Below are 20,459 nucleotides of genomic sequence, written 5' to 3'. Positions count from 1 at the left end.
GATCGCATCACCTGTCAAATGGCCGCGTCAATTCGCCCGGCGCCGGGGTTGACGCGCGCCGACATCACCTCCGCCTGTACGGAACCAACCGTGCAACCGGGACTTCCGGTTGGATGAACGCGTACTCTCTACATCTTCACGATGGCTCGGGGACGACGCCGATATCGAGCCACATCACGGCCAAGACCGACGAACAGGCCCTCCGCATGGGTCTGGAATGGCTGGAAAGCCGCCCGACCTTCAAACACGTCACCGTCGTCCAGGGCCAGAGGCTGGTCGGAAAGATCGACTTGCCCAAGGCCACCGAGACTCCGAAGGCATCGGCGGCGGGCCGCTGAGGGGGACGGCCCGCCGCCTTCAGGCGACGAGTTGTCGGGTTCCGGGCAGGCGGAACGACCGAAGCTCGCCGACGCTGTCGGCATGCAGAAGTTCGACTTCGCAGCCGGAAGCGATGGCCTCTCTCGCCAGACCCATGGCGCACTGCAGGGCGGCGGACCGGGTGGCGAACCGGCCGAACTGACGCCGCTCCGACACCACCCGCCAGTCCGATCCGCACAGAAGGATGGCGTAGCGGACGACGATGTCCTCGCGGGCCAGCGCGCCCGACGGCGGAACGTCCAACAGGCTCCCGCCGGGCTTCGACGCCAGCAGGGAATCCGCATCGCGCCGCTGCGCCTTCTCGTGCAGCAGCCGGGTGATGTTGTCCCGATCGACGGCCTGGGAATAGTAGAACCCCTGCCCCAGGGCGCAGCCCCAGTCGCGCAACCGCTCGGCCTGGAACTGGGTCTCGACTCCTTCGGCGACGACCCGGATGCCCAGCTTGGCCGCGATGCCCAGGAGACCCTCCACGATGGTCGAACTGGGGCTGTCCGGCTCCATCCGGGCGGTGAAGGACTTGTCGATCTTGATGACGTCGACCGGCACCGTCAGCAGGTGGGTCAGGGACGCGAACCCCGTGCCGAAATCGTCCAACGCCACCCGCAATCCCTTGGCCCGCAGGTCCTGGATGGCCTGGGCGATGCCGTCGCCTTCCTGGCCCATGTAGACGCTCTCGGTCACCTCCAGGATGACATGCTTCAGGGCCACGCCCTCGCGCTCGAAGGCTTCGCGCAGCACTTCATGCAGCCGCCCGCTCTGGAAGTCGGCGGAGGAGGCGTTGATGCCGACGTGCTGGAACCAGATGCCCTGATCCAGCCAGGCCCGCACGTCGCGCGCCACGATGTCCAGCATCCGCTCCGTCAGCCGCGTGGCCGTATGAACATCCGACGTCGCCTCGAAATAGTCGCCCGCCGGCAGGATCTGGCCGGTCTCGGTGATGACCCGGAACAGGGCTTCCAGCCCCACGATCTCCCCGGTGTCGAGGCGGACGATGGGCTGGTAGTAGGCGTCGATGCGATCGTCGCCGAGCGCCAGGTCGACCTCGCGGATCGCGGCCAGACGTCGGCTCATGGTCGCACCGAGCTCTTCGGAATAGCGGACGAAGCCGCCCCGCTTGGCGTCCTTGGCGTGATAGAGGGCGAAATCGGCCATCTGGCGCAGGGCGTCGATCTGCGCCCCCTCCGCCGCGAAGGCCGTCCCGATGGTGGCGCGCGGCATGATCTTGCGCCCGAAACAGTCCACCGGCTCCAGCAGTCCGGCCAGGATCCGTTCGGACAGACCGTCCACCCCCTCGGCGTCGATGTCCCCGGCGTTGACCAGGACCGCGAACTCGTCGCCGTTCAGCCGGAACACCTTGCAGGGCGCTGCGGACAGCGACAGTCGCTGGGCCACCGCCTGGATCAGGCAGTCTCCGAACCCATGGCCGAAGGCGTCGTTGACGGTCTGAAGGTTGTCCAGGTCCAGGATCAACAGGGCGCCGAACGGCCGCTCGGCCGTCCCGATCCGCTCCGACACGGCGTTGAAGGCGGTGCGGTTCGGCAGGCCGGTCAGCATGTCGGTATAGGCCAGGCGATGCAGGACCGCGTTCTGTTGATCCCGCTCGATGGCGATGGCGCACAGATAGGTGCAGACCTGAACCAGATGCCGCTCGGCCTCGGTCGAGGTGCGGGCCTCGCGGAAATAGAAGGCGAAGGCCCCCAGAACGGCGCCGTCCTTGCCCAGGATCGGCGTGGACCAGCAGGCTCTCAGACCGATGGACAGGGCTACGCCCGCGACATTGTCCCACTGCGGATCGTTGGCGATGTCCGGCGTCTCGATGGACCGACCCAGCTGGATCGTGTGGGCGCAGCCGCCTCCGCCCTGCCCGATCGCCAGGCCGTGGAAGGCCTCCCGGTGCGCCTCCGGCAGATTGGCGGCGGTCAGGACCGTCAGCCGCCCGGCCGCATCCACCCGGACGATCGAGCAGACGATGCCCGGCAGCATCTCCTCCACATGCACGCAAAGGGCGCTGGTGATGGTCTCGAGCGTCTCGCCGCGCGCGACTCTCTCAAGGATATTGGCCTGCAGCTTCTCCAAGGCGCCCCCTCATTGCGCCGACGTTCAGGGTCGGTCGCGTCGTCGGGAGACCCCATCATCCCCCTTGGAGAACTTTACGAAGAACGGAGTGCACAGCATCCGGTTGTACCCTGAGGATAACTCCCCTCGGCGTCTTTAATCCCGCTTAACCCTTCGAGGTCACGCCGCCTTCCGAGGCTAGTTTGACCAGCTCGGCCAGGGTGCTGACGCCCAGTCGATCCATGACGTGAGCCCGGTGCGTTTCCACGGTGCGCGGGCTCAGGTTCAGATCTCGACCGATGGTCTTGTTGGTGCCGCCCTTGACCAGGCCGTCGAACACCTGCCGCTCGCGCGGGCTCAGTTCGAAGATCTTCTGACGCGCGTTGGCCGGCGCCTGGGTGTCCGTGCTCTTGCCGAAGGCGATGGCCAGGGCCGCATGGCCGGCCGCCGCCACGTCGTCGGGTCCCGGCGAGTTCAGGATGTCCGCCGCGCCCAGCTTCATGAACTGGACCACATCCCTCAGACGATCCTGCAGGGCGCCGGTCACGATCCAGGGCAACCGCCCGTCCGCCTTCAGCACGGACGCCGTCTTCAGCGCCGGCTCGATGTCGTCTCCGACCGCCAGGACGACGCAGCCGGGCGCCAGATCGGCGGAGATCTTCCGGAACGCCGCCTCGTCGTCGAAGCTGCGCACGCGGAACCCGCGCCGCACCAGGGCCATCGCCATACTGTCCTGCGCGGCCGGCCGGTCGTCGACCAGATAGATGCGCGGATCGTCGCTGGAGGCCACCTCGACGATCAGCCCACCCACGCGCCGCATCCCGTCGGCGCCCGTGGGCATGGCGAAAGCCGTGGCGTGGAACCGGCGCACCGTGCCGTTCGGCCCCGGACTGCGGAACCGGGTCTGGGCCACCTCCCCCGCCGCCGCCCGGTCGAACATGGTCGACAACAGCGCCCGGTCGTCCGGATGGGCGAAGTCCAGCCAGGTCTCCCACACGATCGGCGATCCGTCGTCGGGCAGGGCCCAGGTCGCGCAGGTGTCGGGGTTGAGGGATTCGATCTCCCGGCTGACCACCGTCCCGACCCACATCAGGGTCGCCTCGCTCTCGTGGTAGCGCCGGACCAGGCCTTCGGTCTCGTCCGCCTTGTCGGCGCCGGATCGCCAGTCGTGGATGTCGGACGCCGAACCCACCCAGCCGGTGACGTTGCCTTCGTTGTCGGGAATCTGCTGGGCCCGAACGATGAACCAGCGCCAGGCGCCGTCCGCCTTCTTCAGCCTCTGCTGGCACTCGAACGGCCGTCCCGACAGCATACAGGTGTCATGGACCTCACGGCTCGCCGCCATGTCCTCCGGATGCACGAACTCGTTCCAAAAGGCGTCGGATGGCTTTTCCAGACCCAGATAGGTCTCCAGCGCCGGGTTCGCCCACATGAACCGACCCTTGGTATCCGCTCGCCACAGCAGGCCCGGCACAGTGTCCGTGACCGCCAGCAGGGCCGCCTCGCGCGACCTAAGGGTTTCCTCCGACGCCACCCGTCGGGTCGTCTCGTAGAGGACGCCCAGCACGCCCCCCACCGCCCCGTCCGCGCCCCGCGCCGGGGAATAGGATACGGCCCACCAGGTCGTGCTCAGGGTGAAGTTCCGTACCAGGGCGATGGGCAGGTCTTCCAGATAGGTCGAACGTCCGCCCAGGGCCGCCTCGCAATAGGCGCGCACCTGAGGCCAGGCTTCGGGGAAGACGGCGGAGATCGGACGTCCGATGCAATCGCCCTTGCCCACCAGAACGCTCTCGAAGGCGTCGTTGTAGAACAGATGGTGTCCCGGCCCCCAGGTCAGGAACATCGGGAAATGCGCTTCCAGCACCAGGCTCAGATGCGACACGAACTCGCTGTCCCAGCTGTCCAGCGCGCCCAGCGGCGTCGCTTCCCAGGGCAGGTTGCGAATGATCTCGGCGCTGCGGCCGGCGGCATGAATGCGCGCCTGCGCCGCACAGGGCTGGGTTGAACGACTGTCGTCGGCGAACGGGTGCAAGCGCCCCATGGAATCCTCGCGCGGGCCCTTGGCGGTCCCTTGCCCTTACAATTACTCGTGGTTGCAAAGGAAAGGTAACCAAAGCCGCGCGATTGGCAAGTTTTGGTAAATCAGGTGAGCCGCGCTTTCAGCAAAGGTCTCAAAATATAGCTCAAAATGCTGCGACGGCCTGACCGCACGTCGACCTGGGCCACCATTCCAGGCCGAATCGGCAAGGTTTCACCCCCTCGACGGAGGAAGGCGCGGTCGGTGCGGACCAGAACGTTGTAGTAGGCGACCTTCCCGCGCGGGGTGTCTTCTTCGATCGTATCCTCGCTGATCTGCTCAACCGTAGCATTAAGATCGCCGTAAACCGTGTAATCGTAGGCCGTGATCTTGACCCGCGCCGGCATTCCGGGCCGGATGAAGGCCACGTCGCGCGGCAGAATTCTGGCCTCCACCAACAACTTATCGTCGATTGGGGTCAGCTGCATGATCGCCTGGCCCGGCTGGACCACGCCACCTCGGGTCGTGACCAGAACCTCGTTGACCCGCGCCCGCACCGGGGCCGTCAGGCGCGTCCGGTTCAGCTGATCCTGACGCTGGTTGAAGATCTGGGTCTGGGCCGCCAGCTCGGCCTTCTTGGTCGCCAGCTCGGCATAGGCGTCCTGCATATAGGTGTTGCGGACCTCGGTCTGGCGACCGCTGAGCGCCGCGATGTCCTTGCCGAGCCGCAGGGCCTCCACCTCGCTGACGACCCCGCGCGCGGCCAGGGGCTCGACGATGGCCAGCTGGCGTCGCGCATAGGCGCTTTCGTCCGCCATCGCCTGAAGGGTGGCGTTCAGATTGTGCCGCCGGGCCCGGAACAGCGACCGCTCCGAGGCGATGACCGGATCGTTGGCCGGGATGCTGGCGGGGAAGTCGATGGTGTTCCGACCCAGCACCTCGGCCTCCAGCCGCGCGATGGCGGCGGTCAGGGCGATGACCTGGGTCCCGGATTCGAGCGCCGAGGACCGGAAGCGGTTGCTGTCCAGCTGCACCAACGGCTGACCCGCCTGGACGATGTCGCCCTGCCGGACCATCAGGTCCTGCACGATGCCGCCCTCCAGGCTCTGGATGATCTGCACGCGGCTGGACGGCACCACCTTGCCCTCCCCGCGCGCGACCTCGTCCACCGTCGCCCAGCTGGCCCAGGCGATGAAGATCACGACCAGGCCGACGCAGACCCACAGGATCGGCCGGGCGGCGATATGCGCCTCCCCGTCCTCGCCTTGGGACAGGGCCCGTCGCAGTTGCCGTTCGATGCGCGCCGAGTCAGCCATGGTTCGCCTTCGCGACGGTAAGCTCGGCGTCGCTGGCGTCGTGGGGCGCATCCCCCACCAGACGCCCGCCCGCCAGGGCCAGGATGCGATCGGCCACGCCCAGCACCGCGCGCTTGTGCGTGGCCACGATCAGGGTGCGCCCCCTGGACCAGGTCCTCAGATACTCCACGACGCGCCGTTCGCTGGTCTGGTCGTAGGCCGAGGTCGGCTCGTCCATCAGGACGATGCGGGGGTCCTGCAGGAAGACGCGCGCCAGGGCGATGGCCTGTCTCTGGCCTCCGGACACCGCGCGCGACCCGACGATGGGCAGGTCCAGCCCCGCCGGATGCCCCCGCACGAAGGAGCCCAGCCCCACCGCATCCAGCGCCTCCAGCAGTTCGCCGTCGCCGTGATGCCCGCCGTCCAGCGCCAGATTGTCCCGCAGCGTCCCGTGGAACAGGGCCGTGTCCTGCGGCAGATAGCCGATCGCCTTGCGCTGATCGGCCGGCTCCACCTGGGACAGGCTGACCCCGTCCAGCAGGACCCTCCCGGCCGTCGGATCGCCGAGACCCGACAGCAGGCGCAAGAGGGTCGATTTGCCCGCCCCATTGCCGCCGATGATGGCGATGCGCTCTCCGGCGCCGATGGCCAGTTTGGGGATCTGCAGGATGGCGGCCGCCTCGGGCGTCGGCCGCACCTCGACCCCCTGCAGCTCGAAAGCCCCGCTGATTTCGGGCAGTCGTGTGAACTGGCGGCCCACGGGCCGCTCGACCGGCGCCGACATCAGCTGGTCCAGTCCCTCCAGCGCCACCTTGATATGCTGCCACCGGGCCAGGATGCCGGTGAACTGGGCGGCGGGAGAAATGGCGCGCGAGACCAGCAGCGAACAGGCCACCAGGGCGCCGGTCGTCATATTGCCGGCGGCGATCTGATAGACCCCGATCACCATGGCCCCGATGTAGGCCAGCTGCTGGGCCGCCGACCCCACATAGGTCAGGGTCGAGGACAGGGACCGGGACCGCGCGCCCGACTCCGCCAACTGGACCGACAGGGCCTCCCAAAGTCTCAGGTTTCGCCCCTCCGACCGGGTCGCCTTGACCGTCTCCAGGTTCTCGACGGTTTCCAGAAGGAGGCCGTGCTTGACCGCCCCCTCCCTCAGATTGTCGCGGGACAGGGCGGCCAGCTTCCGCTGCAGCAGGAAGCCCGGAACCAGCATGATCAGGACCGCCGCCGCCGGCGCCAGGGCCACGGGTCCGCCGATCAGGGCGATGACCCCGATGAAGACCAGGACGAACGGCGCATCGGTGATCGCCGCGACCGTGGAGGCGGTGAAGAACTCGCGCACGGATTCGAACTCGCGCACCTGGCTGGCGAAGGCGCCGGTCGAGCCGGGCTTGGCCGACAGCCGGATCGACATGACCTGTTCGAACAGCCGCGAGGACAGCTGCAGGTCCAGCTTCTTGCCCGTCACGTCCAGCAGATGCGCGCGCAGTTGCCTCAACACCAGCTCGGCCAGGATGGCCAGGGTCACCCCGCTGGTCAGGACCCACAGGGTGCTGAAGTTCGAGGTCGGCACCACCCGGTCGTAGACCTGCATGGAGAACAGCGAGGTCGCGATGGCCAGAAGGCTGGCGAAGGTCGCCGCCACCCCGACCTCGACAAAGGCGGGCCAGGCGTCGCCGACCACGCCGCGCAGCCAGTGCTTGCCCTCGGCCTTGGCATAGCCACCCGCGCGCGTGTCGCCCTCGTACAGGGGCCGCGCGAAAATGATCGTCCCCTCGTGCGCGAACCGGGCCTGGGACAGGGGCACGCGAACCTCGCCCCCTCCCGTCTCCGGGCTCAGCAGGACGACATAGTCCTCGTCCCGATCCACCAGGACGCTGGTCCCGCCGTCGCGCATGATCAGCAGGGCCGGCAACAGGGACAGGGGCGCCAGGTCGATGGGCATGGCCACGGCGCGCGCCGACAGACCCGCCCGGCGCATGGCGCGCGACACCTGGGACAGCGGCAGACGCCCCGCATCCAGCCCGAACCCGTCGCCGAGTTGCGCGACCGTCGTCGGCCGCCCCAGCCGGGCCGCCAGCAACGTCAGTCCTTCGCGTAGAGGATCGATCACGGCTGCACTCCCGGCGCCTGCATCTGATCGCCCACCATCATGGGGGTGAGCCGGCCCAGTTGCGCCGCCGCCCGGTACTGCAGCCGCAGACGCTCGATCACCAGTTCGACCCGCTGACGCTCGGCCTCGAACTGCTCGGTTTCCATGATGACGAGGTCCTGGATCTCCCGCCGCCCGGCCAGGAACTGTTCACCATAAAAAGTCCTGACCTCGTCGGCCTGGGCCGACTGATCCGACAGGGCGCCGATGCGCGCGGCCAGGGCGGCGTCGGAACGGGCGAGACCGCCCACCGTCCTTTGCAGATCGCGCGCCTCGCCCTCGGCCGCCCAGCGCGCCTGTTCGCGGCGTTCCGCCTCCAGACGGGGTCTCTGCAGAGCCGAGACGCCCTGCTGGGTCGACAGCCGAAAGCGCAGGCCGATGGAGCTGTCGTTGACCAGCCGCCCGCCGATCTCCCGGCGCTGCACCCCGCCCTCCAGATTCAGCCGGGGCAGACGCGCCGCATTGGCCTCGCGGATCGCCGCGTCCGCCACCTGCACGCTCAGCAGGGCCTTGCGATACAGCGGAGAGCTGGCGATGGCCGTGTCCAGCGCGCCCTCCTCCTTCACCGTCTCCAGAAACGCCGGCGCTTCGGACGGCAGGCGCAGCTCTGTCGCGGGCGTCCCGACCAGCAGGGCGTAGCGATCCATCGCATCGGCCAGATCGCCCTCCAGCCGCGCCTGAACGCCCTGGGCCGTCGCGACGGCCAGATTGACCCGACCCGCCTCGCTCTGGTCGGCATAGCGGTCTTCCACACGCGCCTGCGTCATCCGCATCAGCTCGTTCAGCCGCTCCACATGATCGGCCAGAAGCGACAGCTGGGTGCGGGCGTCGACCACGTCGAAATGCGCCTCGACGATCTGCAGGGCGACGTCGTCGCGCACGACCTCCAGATTGGCTTCCTGCTGGGCCAACAGCGCCCGCCGCTGATCCACGACGCTGCCCGACTGACCCCAGTCGTAGAGCGCCTGCGTCACCGTCAGGTCATACCCAAGCCCCGCCGCAGCCGGTCCGGTCGAGGCGCTGACGGTCGGCAGCCAGGCGTTGCGCGCCATCTCCACCTCGATCGTCGCCTGGCTGACCTCGGCCTGGGCCATCCGCACGTCGGGGTGCCGCAGAAGGCCCCGCTGCACGGCGGCCTCCAGTGTCTCCGCGCGCGCCAGGACCGGGACGGCCAGGATCGCCGCCAGTCCGGCCGCCTTTAGAAAGATCCCCCTCACCTTGTCGATCATGGATGGTTGACCATCCCGGGGTCCTCGATCGGCGGCAGGGGCGGCATATAGGCGTCGTAACCGCCGGCCTCGACGACCGTCAGCGCCCGCTCCAGCCCGCCCGGCCCATCATCCGGCGAGATGATGAAGTCGTCCCCTCCGACCAGGCCGCCGGTCAGGTCGAGGAAGGTCTCGATCCCCGGGTCGCCTTCGGGGCCGGGGTTGACGCAGGGCCCGTCGCCGTTCGGGTCGGGGGCGCCGAGCGGCAGGTCCTCGTACCCTTCGACCATCGCCGAGATCATCGCGTGGTCCGTGGCGAAGGACACGTCCTCCCCTCGCACCCAGCCGTCATGCGTCTCGACCGACAGGCTTCCGACCTCGTCCATCCAGCCGTGCAGGGTGATGGTGTCGTCCTCCAGCGCGGGCAGGACATGAGGACCGTCCGACGAACCCTTCGATCCGACCGGATCGTCCGCCGCCGGGATGACCAGGGGATCGTCCCCGCCGGTCAGGTGAGTGGTTCCGCCGGCATGGCCGCCTGCAGTCTGGTCTTCTCCGCCCAGTGCGCCTTCCGCCCCCGTGTTCGTCTTGCCCGTGGCTTCGTGGAAGCTTTCGGCCATGACCGGGGACGAGGACGGCCCCGGATTGACGGTGTTCAGGCTGTGCAGCGCATTGATGCTGACGACCGAACCCACCGCCGCCGAGCTGCTCAGCCCCTGGGCGTCCACCGCCGTGATGGTGAGCGAGTTCAGCAAGCCGACGCTCAGCAGCGAACTGCTCAGCAGCCCCCCGCCGGTGTCGGCCAGATGCACGGTCTGCAGGAACTGGTTGATCCGCACATTGTCGAGGACGCCGCCGTCCAGCGCCGTGATCTCGATCCGCGCGCCCGGCGCCACCACGCCCAGCAGGCCGTTCGACTGGGTCACCAGGACATTCAGCCCATAGCTGGCCGCCAGGCTGGTCGAATAGCCGAACGTCAGGGGCGTCAGGTTCAGCGCCACCAGCGGGGCGTACTCCACCACGACCCGCGCCAGATTGCCGTTGGCGTCGGCCGCCAGCAGGTCCTGGCTGTTCAGGTTCAGCCCCGCCGCCGCGACCCCGATCAGGCCCAGCACCGTCTGGGCGCTCGCCTCCACGACCGGCGCGACATTGCCCGCGACCGACGGGGTGGTCACCCGCGACCCGTCGATGGTCAGGGAGGTCGAGCCCGTATCGCCGTCGCCGTCGACCACGTTCGACCCGATCACCAGGTTTCCGGCGGTCGATCCGTTGGTGCTCAGGCTGTCGACGATCAGGTTCCCGCGCGACAACAGGCTGGAGATGATCGCCTGATCCGAGCCGAAGCCAGCCGTCAGATTGACGTTGGACAACAGGATGGTCTGGTTCCCCGCCCCGCCCGTCGAGGTCGCCGAGCCGTAGCCGCCGACGAAGCCGCCGGTCGTGCTGACGTGGATCAGGGTGCCCAACGCCGTCTGCTCGAAGTGCAGATAGTTCGACAGGTTGCCGGCGTTGGTTCCGATCCGACCTTCGCCGATCAACAGGCCGGACAGGTCCAGGACGTCCCCGCCCAGGGCGATGCTGGCCGCGTTGAAGTCGGTGATGATATCGGCTGCGGGCTGGGCGACCGTGCCCTGATCCCCGGCTTCCCAGCGGAACACGTCGGCACCCGTTCCGCCGGTCAGGGTGTCGTTCCCCGTGCCGCCGATCAGGAGGTCGTTGCCGCTGCCGCCCAAGAGGATGTCGTTGCCCGACCCGCCGCGCAGCAGGTCGTTGCCCAGACCGCCGCTCAGGGTGTCGTTGCCGTCATAGCCATAGATCCGGTTGTCCAGCTGCACGCCCACCCCGACGTCCGAGCCGGTCAGGACGTCGCCCGCCGACGCACCGACCATGATCTGGGTCGGCTGGGCCGAACCCAGCAGGTTCGACAGCAGGCTCAGGCTGGCCAGGGAGTTTTCCGTCGCCAGGGTGACGTGACCGGCCGCATCGGTCGCCTGGATGCTCAGCGACTGGGCCACGGCGAGGCCCAAGAGGCCGGCCAGGCCGCCCGCGATGGTGATGCTGCCCAGGAACTCGTTGAGCTTCAGATTGTCGACCGGACCGCCGCCGATGGCCGTGATCGTCAGTTGCGAGGAACTGGACAGGGCCGCCGTATTGGCCTGGACGACGCTCAGACCCAGCTCCGCCGCCAAGGCCGCGTTGTAGCCGAAGGTCTTCGCCCCGATGGACAGGGCCGCCGTGTAGCGGACCACCACCTGATTGATGTCGTTGTTGGCGTCGGAAACCGAGAACAGCTGCTGCTGATTGAGCTGGATCAGGCCCAGGACATTGGCGTCCAGCAGTCCCAGCAAGGCGTTTCCGCCGCCGATATAGACGTCCGGCCGGATCGAGGCGGCCGTCGTCGCGGGCTGACCCGAGACCTGCACCTGATAGCGGCCGGTGGCGAAGTCGATGCTGATCGCCTCGCCCCGCACCGTCGTGGCCGACAGGACCCCGCCCTGCACGCCGTAGGACAGAAGCGTGCTGTTGCTGCCCGACACGCTCAGCGAGCCCGAGGTCGGGTTGTAGGCGAAGGTGCGGCCGTCGACGGTCACCGAGGTCACACGCCCTCCGTCCGCGCCGAAGCTCTGGACGAAGTCGCCGACGATCACGCCCGGCTGGACCGGCGACAGCACCGCCGGCGCGGCCATCAGCGGCACGGTGTCGGTCACGCCCAGGGTGATGACGCCCCGCGCCGTTCCGTCGGAATCGGTCACCGACACCCCGATGGGCAGTTGCAGGACATCGGCCCCGGCGCCCGAGTGGTCCAGCGGCCCCAACAGGCTGATGCTGTATTGGCCCGAGCCGTTGATCGTCGCCCGGATGATCGTCTGGCCGCCGGCCGAACCGACCAGGGTGCCCGTGCCGTCATAGCCCCAGGTCACCGTCTGCCCGTGCGAGGTGACGGTGGTGCTGGGGGCCTGCAGGCTGAAGGTCGCCGTGCCGGTCGCGCCCGCGATGGCCACGGTTCCGGTCGCCGCCTGGCCCAGCGCGGCCTCCGACACCGCCGCCGTGGTGCTGGTCAGGGAGATCGGGATCGCATCGACCAGGAAGCTCAGCGTCGTCGACGGCGCCGAGACATTGCCCGACGGATCGCCGATCACGGCGCTGGCCGTATACTGACCGTCCGTCAGTCCGGGGGTGATGGTGAAGCTCACCTGCCCTGCCGCCAGCAGGGTCGAGGTCACGACGGCGGTCAGGGTCTGGATCGTGCCGCCGTGGTTCAGCGTCAGGGTCACGGTGTCGCCGACCTGGGTCGACGGCGTCAGGGTCACGACCGCCGACACGCCGCCGCTCAGTTCCGTGGGGCTGATCAGCCCGTCCGCCGCGGCGGCGATGCCCAGGCCCGGCGCCGCCAGTCCCGTGACGCCGCCCGGTCCCTGGATGTCCAGCACATAGGGCCGGGTTCCGCTGATCAGGCCCGTATTGCCCGCCGCGTCGCTGGCCAGAACCGAGGCCTGAAGCGTCCCGCCGGTCAGGGCCGCGCCAGGCGCGACGATGGACCAGCGTCCATCGGCGCCGATGACGCCCACGAAGGTCGCCACGCCCGCCGTGACGGTGACCGGATCTCCGGCCCGGAACTCGCCGGTCACCCGGCCGGTGATCGTCACCGGATTGCGGGACTCGGCAAGGTTGACGATGTCGTCCCCGGCGATGACGTCGATGCTGACCGAGGTCGTCGCGCTGCTGGGCGGCGTCAGGTCGATCAGCGGGATGGTGGTGGAGGCGGACACATTGCCCGCCGCGTCCACGGCGGTCAGCCGCCCGGTGAAGTTGGCCGCCACCGCGCCAGACGGGAAGGCCGCCGCCGGAATGGTCCAGGCGCCGTTGACGCCGACGACCGCCGTGATGGGCTGGCCCGAACCGTTCAGCAGGACCACGCCCGCGCTGTCGCGCAGTTGCACCGTGCTGCCCGGCTCGCCCGAGCCCGACAGACCCAATGCCCCCGCGAGGGTCAAGACCGGCGCCGTCGGGGCGACCAGGTCCACGCCATACAGGCTGTTCTGCGTGACCGTGGCGGTGTTCCCGGCCGCGTCGGTCGTGGTGACCGAGGCCGTCAGCCCGGTCGCTGCGGCCAGTTGCGCGCCTGTGAAGGTCATCGACCAAGTCCCGTTGGCCGCCAGGGTCGCCGTCTGGCTGACCCCGCTCGACAGCGTCACGGTGACCACGTCTCCGGCGCGGTATTCGCCGGTCGCCGTCCCGCCGACCGTCACCGAGGCCGTCGCGGCCTCCGCGATGTTCAGGATGTTGTCGCTGGTGATCGGATTGACGCCGAGCAGCAGTTGCACGCGTCCGTCCACGGGGCCCAGCGGGCTGGCCGCCGTATTGCCCGCCGCGTCGGCGGCCTGCACCGAGCCGGTGAAGCCGTCCAGGCTGACCGACAGGCCCGAGGCTGCGATCGTCCAGGCGCCCGAGGCGTTGGCCGTGGTCGACCCGACCGTCTGGCCACTGGCGTCGCGGATCGTGATGACGGCCCCGGCCTCGGCCGTGCCCGACAGTCCGGCGCCGTTGGCCGTGGTGATGACCGGGTTCGAAGTCGTCAGATCGACGGCATAGGCGTGGACGTCCGAGACGGTGATCGTGTTGCCCGCGCCGTCCGTCGCCGTGGCGGTCGCCGTCACCGAGGTCGCGGCCCGCAGTTGCGCGCCCGTGAAGCTGGCGCTCCAGGTCCCGTTGGCCGCCAGGGTGACGACCTGGGACACGCCGGTCGACAGCTCGACCCGGATCGACATGCCCGCGACGACGTCGCCGACCGCGCGTCCCGTGACGCTGATCGCGCCCTGCACCGCCTCCGCGCCGTTGATGACGTTGTCGGCCGTGATCGCGTCGATCGACAGGGTCAGCTGAGCGTTGCCGACGACCGGACCGACAGAGGTCGCGGCGCTGTTACCGGCCGCATCCACCGCCTGTACCGAGCCGGTGAAGCCGCTCAGCCCGCCGGGCACGACCGAGGCCGGAATGGTGAAGGTCCCGTTCGCACCCACGGTCACCGTAATCGGCTGACCGCCCGCGCCCAGCACCGGCTGGCCTGAGCCGTTCAACAGGGTGACAGTCGCACCCGCCTCGGCCGAGCCGAACAGGCCCGAGCCATTGGCGCCCGTGATGATCGGGGCCAGCGTCGATCCATCCACGGGTCCGACGGCGCCCGAGGCGATGTTGCCCGCCGCATCGACGGCGCGGACCGATCCGGTGAAGCCGTCCAGCCCGCCGGGGATGGCGCCGCCCGGCAGGGTCCAGGTTCCGTTGACGCCCACGACCGCCGTGATCGGCTGACCGCCCGCGCCCAGCACCGGCTGGCCCGAGGCGTTCAGCAGGGTGATCGTCGCGCCGGCCTCGGCCGTGCCGGACAGGCCCGCGCCGTTCGCCGTCGTGATCACCGGGACCGAGGTCGTCCCGTCGATGGGACCGACGCCGGTCGTGGCGGTGTTGCCCGCCGGATCGGCCGCCTGAACCGTGCCGCTGAAGCCGTTCAGTCCGCTCGCCACGGCCGAAGCCGCGATCGACCAGCGGCCATCGCCGCCGACCACGGTTGTGGCCAGCACCGTCCCGCCCGCGCCCAGCAGGCTGATGCTCGATCCGATCTCGCCCGAGCCGCTGACGACCGCCCCGTTGGCGGCGATGATCAGGGGGGCGCTCGGCGGCGTCAGGTCCACCGTATAGGTCTGGACGTCGCTGAGGGTGACGCTGTTGCCCGCCGCGTCCGTCGCCGTGCTGGTCGCCGTGATCGAGGTCGAGGCCGCCAGGTCCGACCCGGCGAAGCTGACGCTCCAGGTCCCCGTCGCCGACAGGGTCGCGCTGCGCGACACCCCGTTCGACAGGGTGACGGTCACCGTCTCCCCCGCCGTGAAGTCGCCCAGGGCCGAGCCCGTCACGGTCACCGAGGCCGAACCCGCCTCGGCGATGTTGATGATGTTGTCGCTCGTCACCGCGTCGATGTTGAGCGACAGGGTGATGTCCCCGTCGATCGGGCCGACCGGGCTGGTCGCCGCATTGCCCGCGCCGTCGATGGCCCGGACCGAGCCGGTGAAGCCGTCCAGACCGCCCGGCACCGCGCTGGCCGGGATGCTCCAGTGGCCCGTCGCATCGACCGTGGCCGTCACCGGCTGGCCGTTCGTTCCCGTCACCGACTGACCCGACGAGTTGAGCAAGGTGACCGTCGCACCCGCCTCGGCCGTGCCCTGCACGCCCAGACCGTTCTGCGCCGTGATGATCGGCGACGGGGTCGTCCCGTCGACCGGACCCACTCCGGCCTGGGCCGTGTTGCCCGCCGGATCGGTCGCACGCACCGAGCCGGTGAAGCCGTTCAGACCGCCCGGCACCGCGCCGCCCGGCAGGGTCCAGGTCCCGTCGGCCGCCACCGTCGCCGTCACCGGCTGACCGTTCGCGCCCACGACCGGCGTTCCGGCCGCGCTCAGCAGCGTCACCGTCGCCCCCGCCTCCGCCGTCCCCGACAGACCCGACCCGTTCGCCGTCGTGATCACGGGGGTGGAGGTCGAGCCGTCGATGACGCCCACGGCGGCCGAAGCCGTATTGCCGGCGGGGTCGGTCGCCCGAACCGTTCCGCTGAATCCATCCAGACCGCCGGTCACGGCGCTGGCGGGGAAGCGCCAGGAGCCGTCGAACCCGGCCGTCACCGTGGCCACGACCACGCCGGCCCCGTTGATCAGGGCGATGAGGTCCCCGGCCTCGGCGCGGCCGGCAATCTCCTGCCCGTTCGCATCGGCGATGATCGGAGCGGTCGCGACCAGATCGACCGTATAGGTCCGGACCGTGGACACGGTCGCGGGGCTGCCCGCCGTATCGACCGCGACCGTGAAGGCCGAAACCGAACCTCCGGCCGCCAGGGCCGCACCGGACGCGACGACCGACCAGCTGCCGTCCGCCCCCAGGGTGGTGGTCAGGACGCTTTGGTCCGCCAGGGTGATGGTCACCCGCTCGCCGACCTGGAACACCCCGACCGCACGCCCGGTCAGGGTCACCGACCCCTGGGATTCCGCCAGGTTCAGCACGTTGTCGGCCGTCACCGCGTCGATGGTCAGGGACAGCGGCACCGTGCCGTTGATCGGCCCGACCGAGGTGGCCGAGGCGTTGCCCGCCGCATCCACGGCCTGGACCGAGCCGGTGAAGCCGTTCAGACCGCCCGGCACGGCCGAGGCCGGAATGTTGAAGGTGCCGTCCGCCGCGACCGTGGTCCGCACCGGCTGGCCGTTGGTCCCGATCACCGGAACCCCGTTGGAATCCAGCAGGATCACCGCGCCCGGCTCCGCCACGCCCGAGATCCCGCCGCCATTGGCGCCGGTGATGATCGGGGCCGGCGTGGCCCCATCCACGGGACCAACGGCGCCCGAGGCGATATTGCCCGCCGCATCGACCGCGCGGACCGATCCGGTGAACCCGTCCAGCCCGCCGGGGACGGATCCGCCCGGCAGGGTCCAGGTCCCGTTCGCCGCCACGGTCGCCGTGATCGGCTGACCGCCCGCGCCCAGCACCGGCTGGCCCGAGGCGTTCAGCAGGGTGATCGTCGCGCCGGCCTCGGCCGTGCCGGACAGGCTCGCGCCGTTCGCCGTCGTGATCACCGGGACCGCCGTCGTCCCGTCGATCGGACCGACGGTCGTCGTGGAGGTGTTGCCCGCCGGATCGGCCGCCTGAACCGTGCCGCTGAAGCCGTTCAGTCCGCTCGCCACGGCCGAAGCCGCGATCGACCAGCGGCCATCGCCGCCGACCACGGTTGTGGCCAGCACCGTCCCGCCCGCGCCCAGCAGGCTGATGCTCGATCCGATCTCGCCCGAGCCGCTGACGACCGCCCCGTTGGCGGCGATGATCAGGGGGGCGCTCGGCGGCGTCAGGTCCACCGTATAGGTCTGGACGTCGCTGAGGGTGACGCTGTTGCCCGCCGCGTCCGTCGCCGTGCTGGTCGCCGTGATCGAGGTCGAGGCCGCCAGGTCCGACCCGGCGAAGCTGACGCTCCAGGTCCCCGTCGCCGACAGGGTCGCGCTGCGCGACACCCCGTTCGACAGGGTGACGGTCACCGTCTCCCCCGCCGTGAAGTCGCCCAGGGCCGAGCCCGTCACGGTCACCGAGGCCGAACCCGCCTCGGCGATGTTGATGATGTTGTCGCTCGTCACCGCGTCGATGTTGAGCGACAGGGTGATGTCCCCGTCGATCGGTCCGACCGGGCTGGTGGCGACATTGCCCGCGTCGTCGATGGCCCGGACCGAGCCGGTGAAGCCGTCCAGACCGCTCGGCACCGCGCTGGCCGGAATGCTCCAGTGGCCCGTCGCATCGACCGTGGCCGTCACCGGCTGGCCGTTCGTTCCCGTCACCGGCTGGCCCGACGAGTTGAGCAAGGTGACCGTCGCGCCGATCTCGGCCGTGCCCTGCACGCCCAGACCGTTCTGCGCCGTGATGATCGGCGACGGGGTCGTCCCGTCCACCGGACCCACTCCGGCCTGGGCCGTGTTGCCCGCCGGATCGGTGGCCCGCACCGAGCCTGTGAAGCCGTTCAGCCCGCCCGGAACCGCGCCGCCCGGCAGGCTCCAGGTCCCATCGGCCGCCACCGTCGCCGTCACCGGCTGACCGTTCGCGCCCACGACCGGCGTTCCGGCCGCGCTCAGCAGCGTCACCGTCGCCCCCGCCTCCGCCGTCCCCGACAGGCCCGCACCGTTCGCCGTCGTGATCACGGGGACGGAGGTGGACAGATCGAGCAGCAGATTGACCGTGTTCGACACGCCGGAGCGGCCGCCGCGTCCGTCATCGATCACCGCCGTCACCGAATAGGACCCCGCGACAAAGGTGGACGGCAGGACCACCTCAGCCCCGCCCGCCGCGATCTCGGAGGCGACCAGCACATGTTCGAAGGTCTGGGTCGCGCCGTTGAAGGTGACCGTCAGAATGACGCGGTCGCCGACCTGGGTTCCGGGCGTCAGGGCCACGCGCGTCTGGATGCCGTCGGCCAGCTCGGCCGCGTTGATGCCGAACTCGCCCTCGCCGATCGTCAGGACCGGCGCGTCCGTTCCGTTCGGCCCGCCGGGAACCGTCAGGTCCGGCGCCAGGGCCGTGCCGGGCAGGGAGACGTTGCCCGCCGCATCGGCCAGGGTCACGCTGACCGTCTCGCCATTGGTCTGGGCCGTCGTCAGGGTCACGCTGAAGGCGCCGTCGGCGGCCACCGTGCCTGTGCCGATCACGACCCCGCCGGTTCCGCGCACCGTCACCGTCGCGCCCGGCTCGCCATTGCCCGTCACCACCGCGCCGGTCGCCGACACCCCGACATTGTCGGGCTGGGCCGGAGGCGTTGTGTCCGAGGCCTGGCCCGTGCCCGGCTGGGACACATTGCCGGCCGCATCGGTCAGGACCACGCTGACCGCCTGCCCATTGGTCAGGGGCGTGGCCAAGGTCACGCTGAACGTCCCATCGGCCCCGACCGCGCCGGTGCCGATCACGGCGCCGGCCGCGCTGCGGACGGTCACCGTCGCGCCGGGCTCGCCATTACCCGTCACCGTCGTCCCCGCACCCGTCACGCCGATCTGGCTGGGGGGAGCGGGCGGGGTCGTGTCCCCGGCCTGGCTCGTCGTCGCCGTCGAGACATTGCCCGCCGCGTCCGTCAGGGTCACGCTGACCGTCTCGCCATTGGTCAGGGGCGTGTCCAGGGTCACGCTGAAGGTTCCGTCGGCCCCGACCGTGCCGGTTCCGATAACGCCTCTGGCGATGCGGATCCTGACGATCGCGCCCGGTTCGCCTGTGCCGGTCACCGTCGCGCCGCCGTCCGTCACGACGACCTGGCCGGGCTGGGCCGGCGGCGTCGTGTCCCCGGCCTGGCTCGTCGCCGCCGTGGAGACGTTCCCCGCCGCGTCCGTCAGGGTCACGCTGACCGGCTGGTCGTTGGTCACCGGCGTGGTCAGGGTCACGCTGAACGATCCGTTCGCGCCGACCGTCCCTGTGCCGATCACCGTCCCGCCCGCGCCGCGCACCGTCACGGTGGAGCCGGGCTCGCCCGTCCCGGTCACCGTCGCGCCGCCGCCCGTCACCGCGATCTGTCCGGGCTGGGCCGGAGGGGTGGTGTCCGCCGCCTGGGCCGTGCCGGCCGTGGAGACATTGCCCGCCGCGTCCGTCAGGGTGACGTTGACCGTCTCGCCGTTCGTCAGGGGCGTGGCCAGGGTCACGCTGAACGATCCGTTCGCGCCGACCGTCCCTGTCCCGATCACCGTCCCGCCCGCGTTCCGCACCGTCACGGTGGCGCCGGGTTCGCCCGTGCCCGTCACCGTCGCGCCGCCGCCCGTCACTGCGACCTGTCCCGGCTGGGCCGGAGGCGTCGTGTCCGGCGACTGGACGCTGCCGGTCGGGGAGACGTTGCCCGCCCCGTCGGTCAGGGTGACCGTCACGGTCTGGCCGTCCACCACAGGCTGGGTCAAGTCCACGACGAACCGCCCATTGGCGTCCACGACGCCCGTGCCGATCACCGTCCCGGTCGCGGTGCGGATCGTTACGACCGCGCCGACCTCGCCGTTGCCGGTCACCTGACGGCCCGTCGGGTTGAAGACCAGGTTGGTCGGCGCCGTGGGTGGAACCGTGTCCGCGCCCGAAGGCGGATTGGGCTTGGGTTCCGACCCGCCTCCGCCCGATCCCATCCCGCCGGCCGCCAGCCCGCCCAGCAGGGCGGCGGCCGCGACGCCTTCCACCCCCAGGCCGCCCGCGCTGGTGGCCACGGCGGCTGCAGCGTGCATTCCGGTCAGGCTGGTGAACGGCGAAAGCTCGCCCGTGGGCGCGATCGACAGCGTCAGAGGCCCGTCGGACAGGGCCTGGGCCGTCTCGACCACGACCGAGTGACCGCCCCGATCTTCCAGGAACAGCTTGCGGTCCAGATGGTCGGCGAAGAAGCCCTGCAGACGCAGCTGCTCGCCCTGGGCGTTGATCAGGACCAGGTCCGTCCCCTGACGCACCAGGCTGGCCACATCGGACACGGGCAGGTCCAGATAGACGTCTTCCGCCCCCCGGACATCCAGCACGCCCCTGACGTCGATCGCCGGAGACGACGGCGCGGGCCGTTCGCCCGCGGTCAGCTTGGCTTCGGTGATCAGCGCCCGTCCGGCGGCCACGACGTCTTGCATTGCCTCATCCCTACCCTGCCCGCGCGTCGGGGAGATGCGCGGTAAGCCCACGCCACGCGGTGAGCCGGGCAGGCCGGGAGGATCAGGACACCGACGCCCGCCGACTCATTCCGAGCGACTTGGCACAGGTGTCGCAGAGGTTGCGAGCGACGTACTCAGTAGTTGTCCTGAGGGTGGATACGCGACCAGAAGCGCCAGTTTTCAATGTCT

At 70.1% G+C, this 20,459-nt stretch carries 7 protein-coding genes; 1 reads left to right on the top strand and 6 read right to left on the bottom strand.

The features are described from left to right. Positions 1–113 precede the first annotated feature (113 nt). Complete coding sequence (locus ACETK8_RS08060; protein WP_374038993.1) at positions 114–338, top strand: hypothetical protein; 225 nt, start codon at positions 114–116, stop codon at positions 336–338. Positions 339–357: 19 nt separating this feature from the next. Here the strand turns inward: ACETK8_RS08060 and ACETK8_RS08055 are convergent, their stop codons facing one another. The 6 genes from ACETK8_RS08055 to ACETK8_RS08030 all read right to left on the bottom strand — a co-directional run bounded on the left by ACETK8_RS08055 (position 358) and on the right by ACETK8_RS08030 (position 20,249). Further along, positions 358–2,454, bottom strand: coding sequence for a putative bifunctional diguanylate cyclase/phosphodiesterase (locus tag ACETK8_RS08055; RefSeq protein ID WP_374038992.1), 2,097 nt, complete (start codon positions 2,452–2,454; stop codon positions 358–360). Positions 2,455–2,599: 145 nt separating this feature from the next. Further along, complete coding sequence (locus tag ACETK8_RS08050; RefSeq protein ID WP_374038991.1) at positions 2,600–4,474, bottom strand: PAS domain-containing protein; 1,875 nt, start codon at positions 4,472–4,474, stop codon at positions 2,600–2,602. 101 nt (positions 4,475–4,575) lie between these two features. Further along, positions 4,576–5,766, bottom strand: a complete 1,191-nt coding sequence (locus tag ACETK8_RS08045) for an HlyD family efflux transporter periplasmic adaptor subunit (protein ID WP_374038990.1) — start codon at positions 5,764–5,766, stop codon at positions 4,576–4,578. Continuing rightward, the gene (locus ACETK8_RS08040; RefSeq protein ID WP_374038989.1) at positions 5,759–7,861 is read right to left on the bottom strand and encodes a type I secretion system permease/ATPase; all 2,103 of its coding nucleotides are present in this window, start codon (positions 7,859–7,861) and stop codon (positions 5,759–5,761) included. The genes ACETK8_RS08045 and ACETK8_RS08040 overlap by 8 nt, the downstream gene beginning before the upstream one ends. Further along, positions 7,858–9,129 (bottom strand): TolC family protein, encoded by a 1,272-nt coding sequence (locus ACETK8_RS08035; RefSeq protein ID WP_374038988.1) that lies wholly within the window; start codon positions 9,127–9,129, stop codon positions 7,858–7,860. The genes ACETK8_RS08040 and ACETK8_RS08035 overlap by 4 nt, the downstream gene beginning before the upstream one ends. After that, a complete protein-coding gene (locus ACETK8_RS08030; protein ID WP_374038987.1) occupies positions 9,126–20,249 on the bottom strand; it encodes an Ig-like domain-containing protein in 11,124 nt (3,707 codons plus the stop codon). The genes ACETK8_RS08035 and ACETK8_RS08030 overlap by 4 nt, the downstream gene beginning before the upstream one ends. Between the last annotated feature and the right edge of the window lie 210 nt (positions 20,250–20,459).

The sequence above is a fragment of the Brevundimonas staleyi genome, assembly GCF_041893865.1.
GTDB classification, from domain to species: Bacteria; Pseudomonadota; Alphaproteobacteria; order Caulobacterales; family Caulobacteraceae; genus Brevundimonas; species Brevundimonas staleyi.
The sequence above is the reverse complement of the archived record's forward strand: the minus strand, read 5'-3'. Positions and strand labels throughout refer to the sequence as shown.

What these genes read in the sequence shown, in the direction of transcription:
- ACETK8_RS08060 (WP_374038993.1), top strand. Translation starts at nt 114, where the DNA reads ATGAACGCGTACTCTCTACATCTTCACGATGGCTCGGGGACGACGCCG.
- ACETK8_RS08050 (WP_374038991.1), bottom strand. Translation starts at nt 4,474, where the DNA reads ATGGGGCGCTTGCACCCGTTCGCCGACGACAGTCGTTCAACCCAGCCC.
- ACETK8_RS08045 (WP_374038990.1), bottom strand. Translation starts at nt 5,766, where the DNA reads ATGGCTGACTCGGCGCGCATCGAACGGCAACTGCGACGGGCCCTGTCC.
- ACETK8_RS08035 (WP_374038988.1), bottom strand. Translation starts at nt 9,129, where the DNA reads ATGATCGACAAGGTGAGGGGGATCTTTCTAAAGGCGGCCGGACTGGCG.
- ACETK8_RS08030 (WP_374038987.1), bottom strand. Translation starts at nt 20,249, where the DNA reads ATGCAAGACGTCGTGGCCGCCGGACGGGCGCTGATCACCGAAGCCAAG.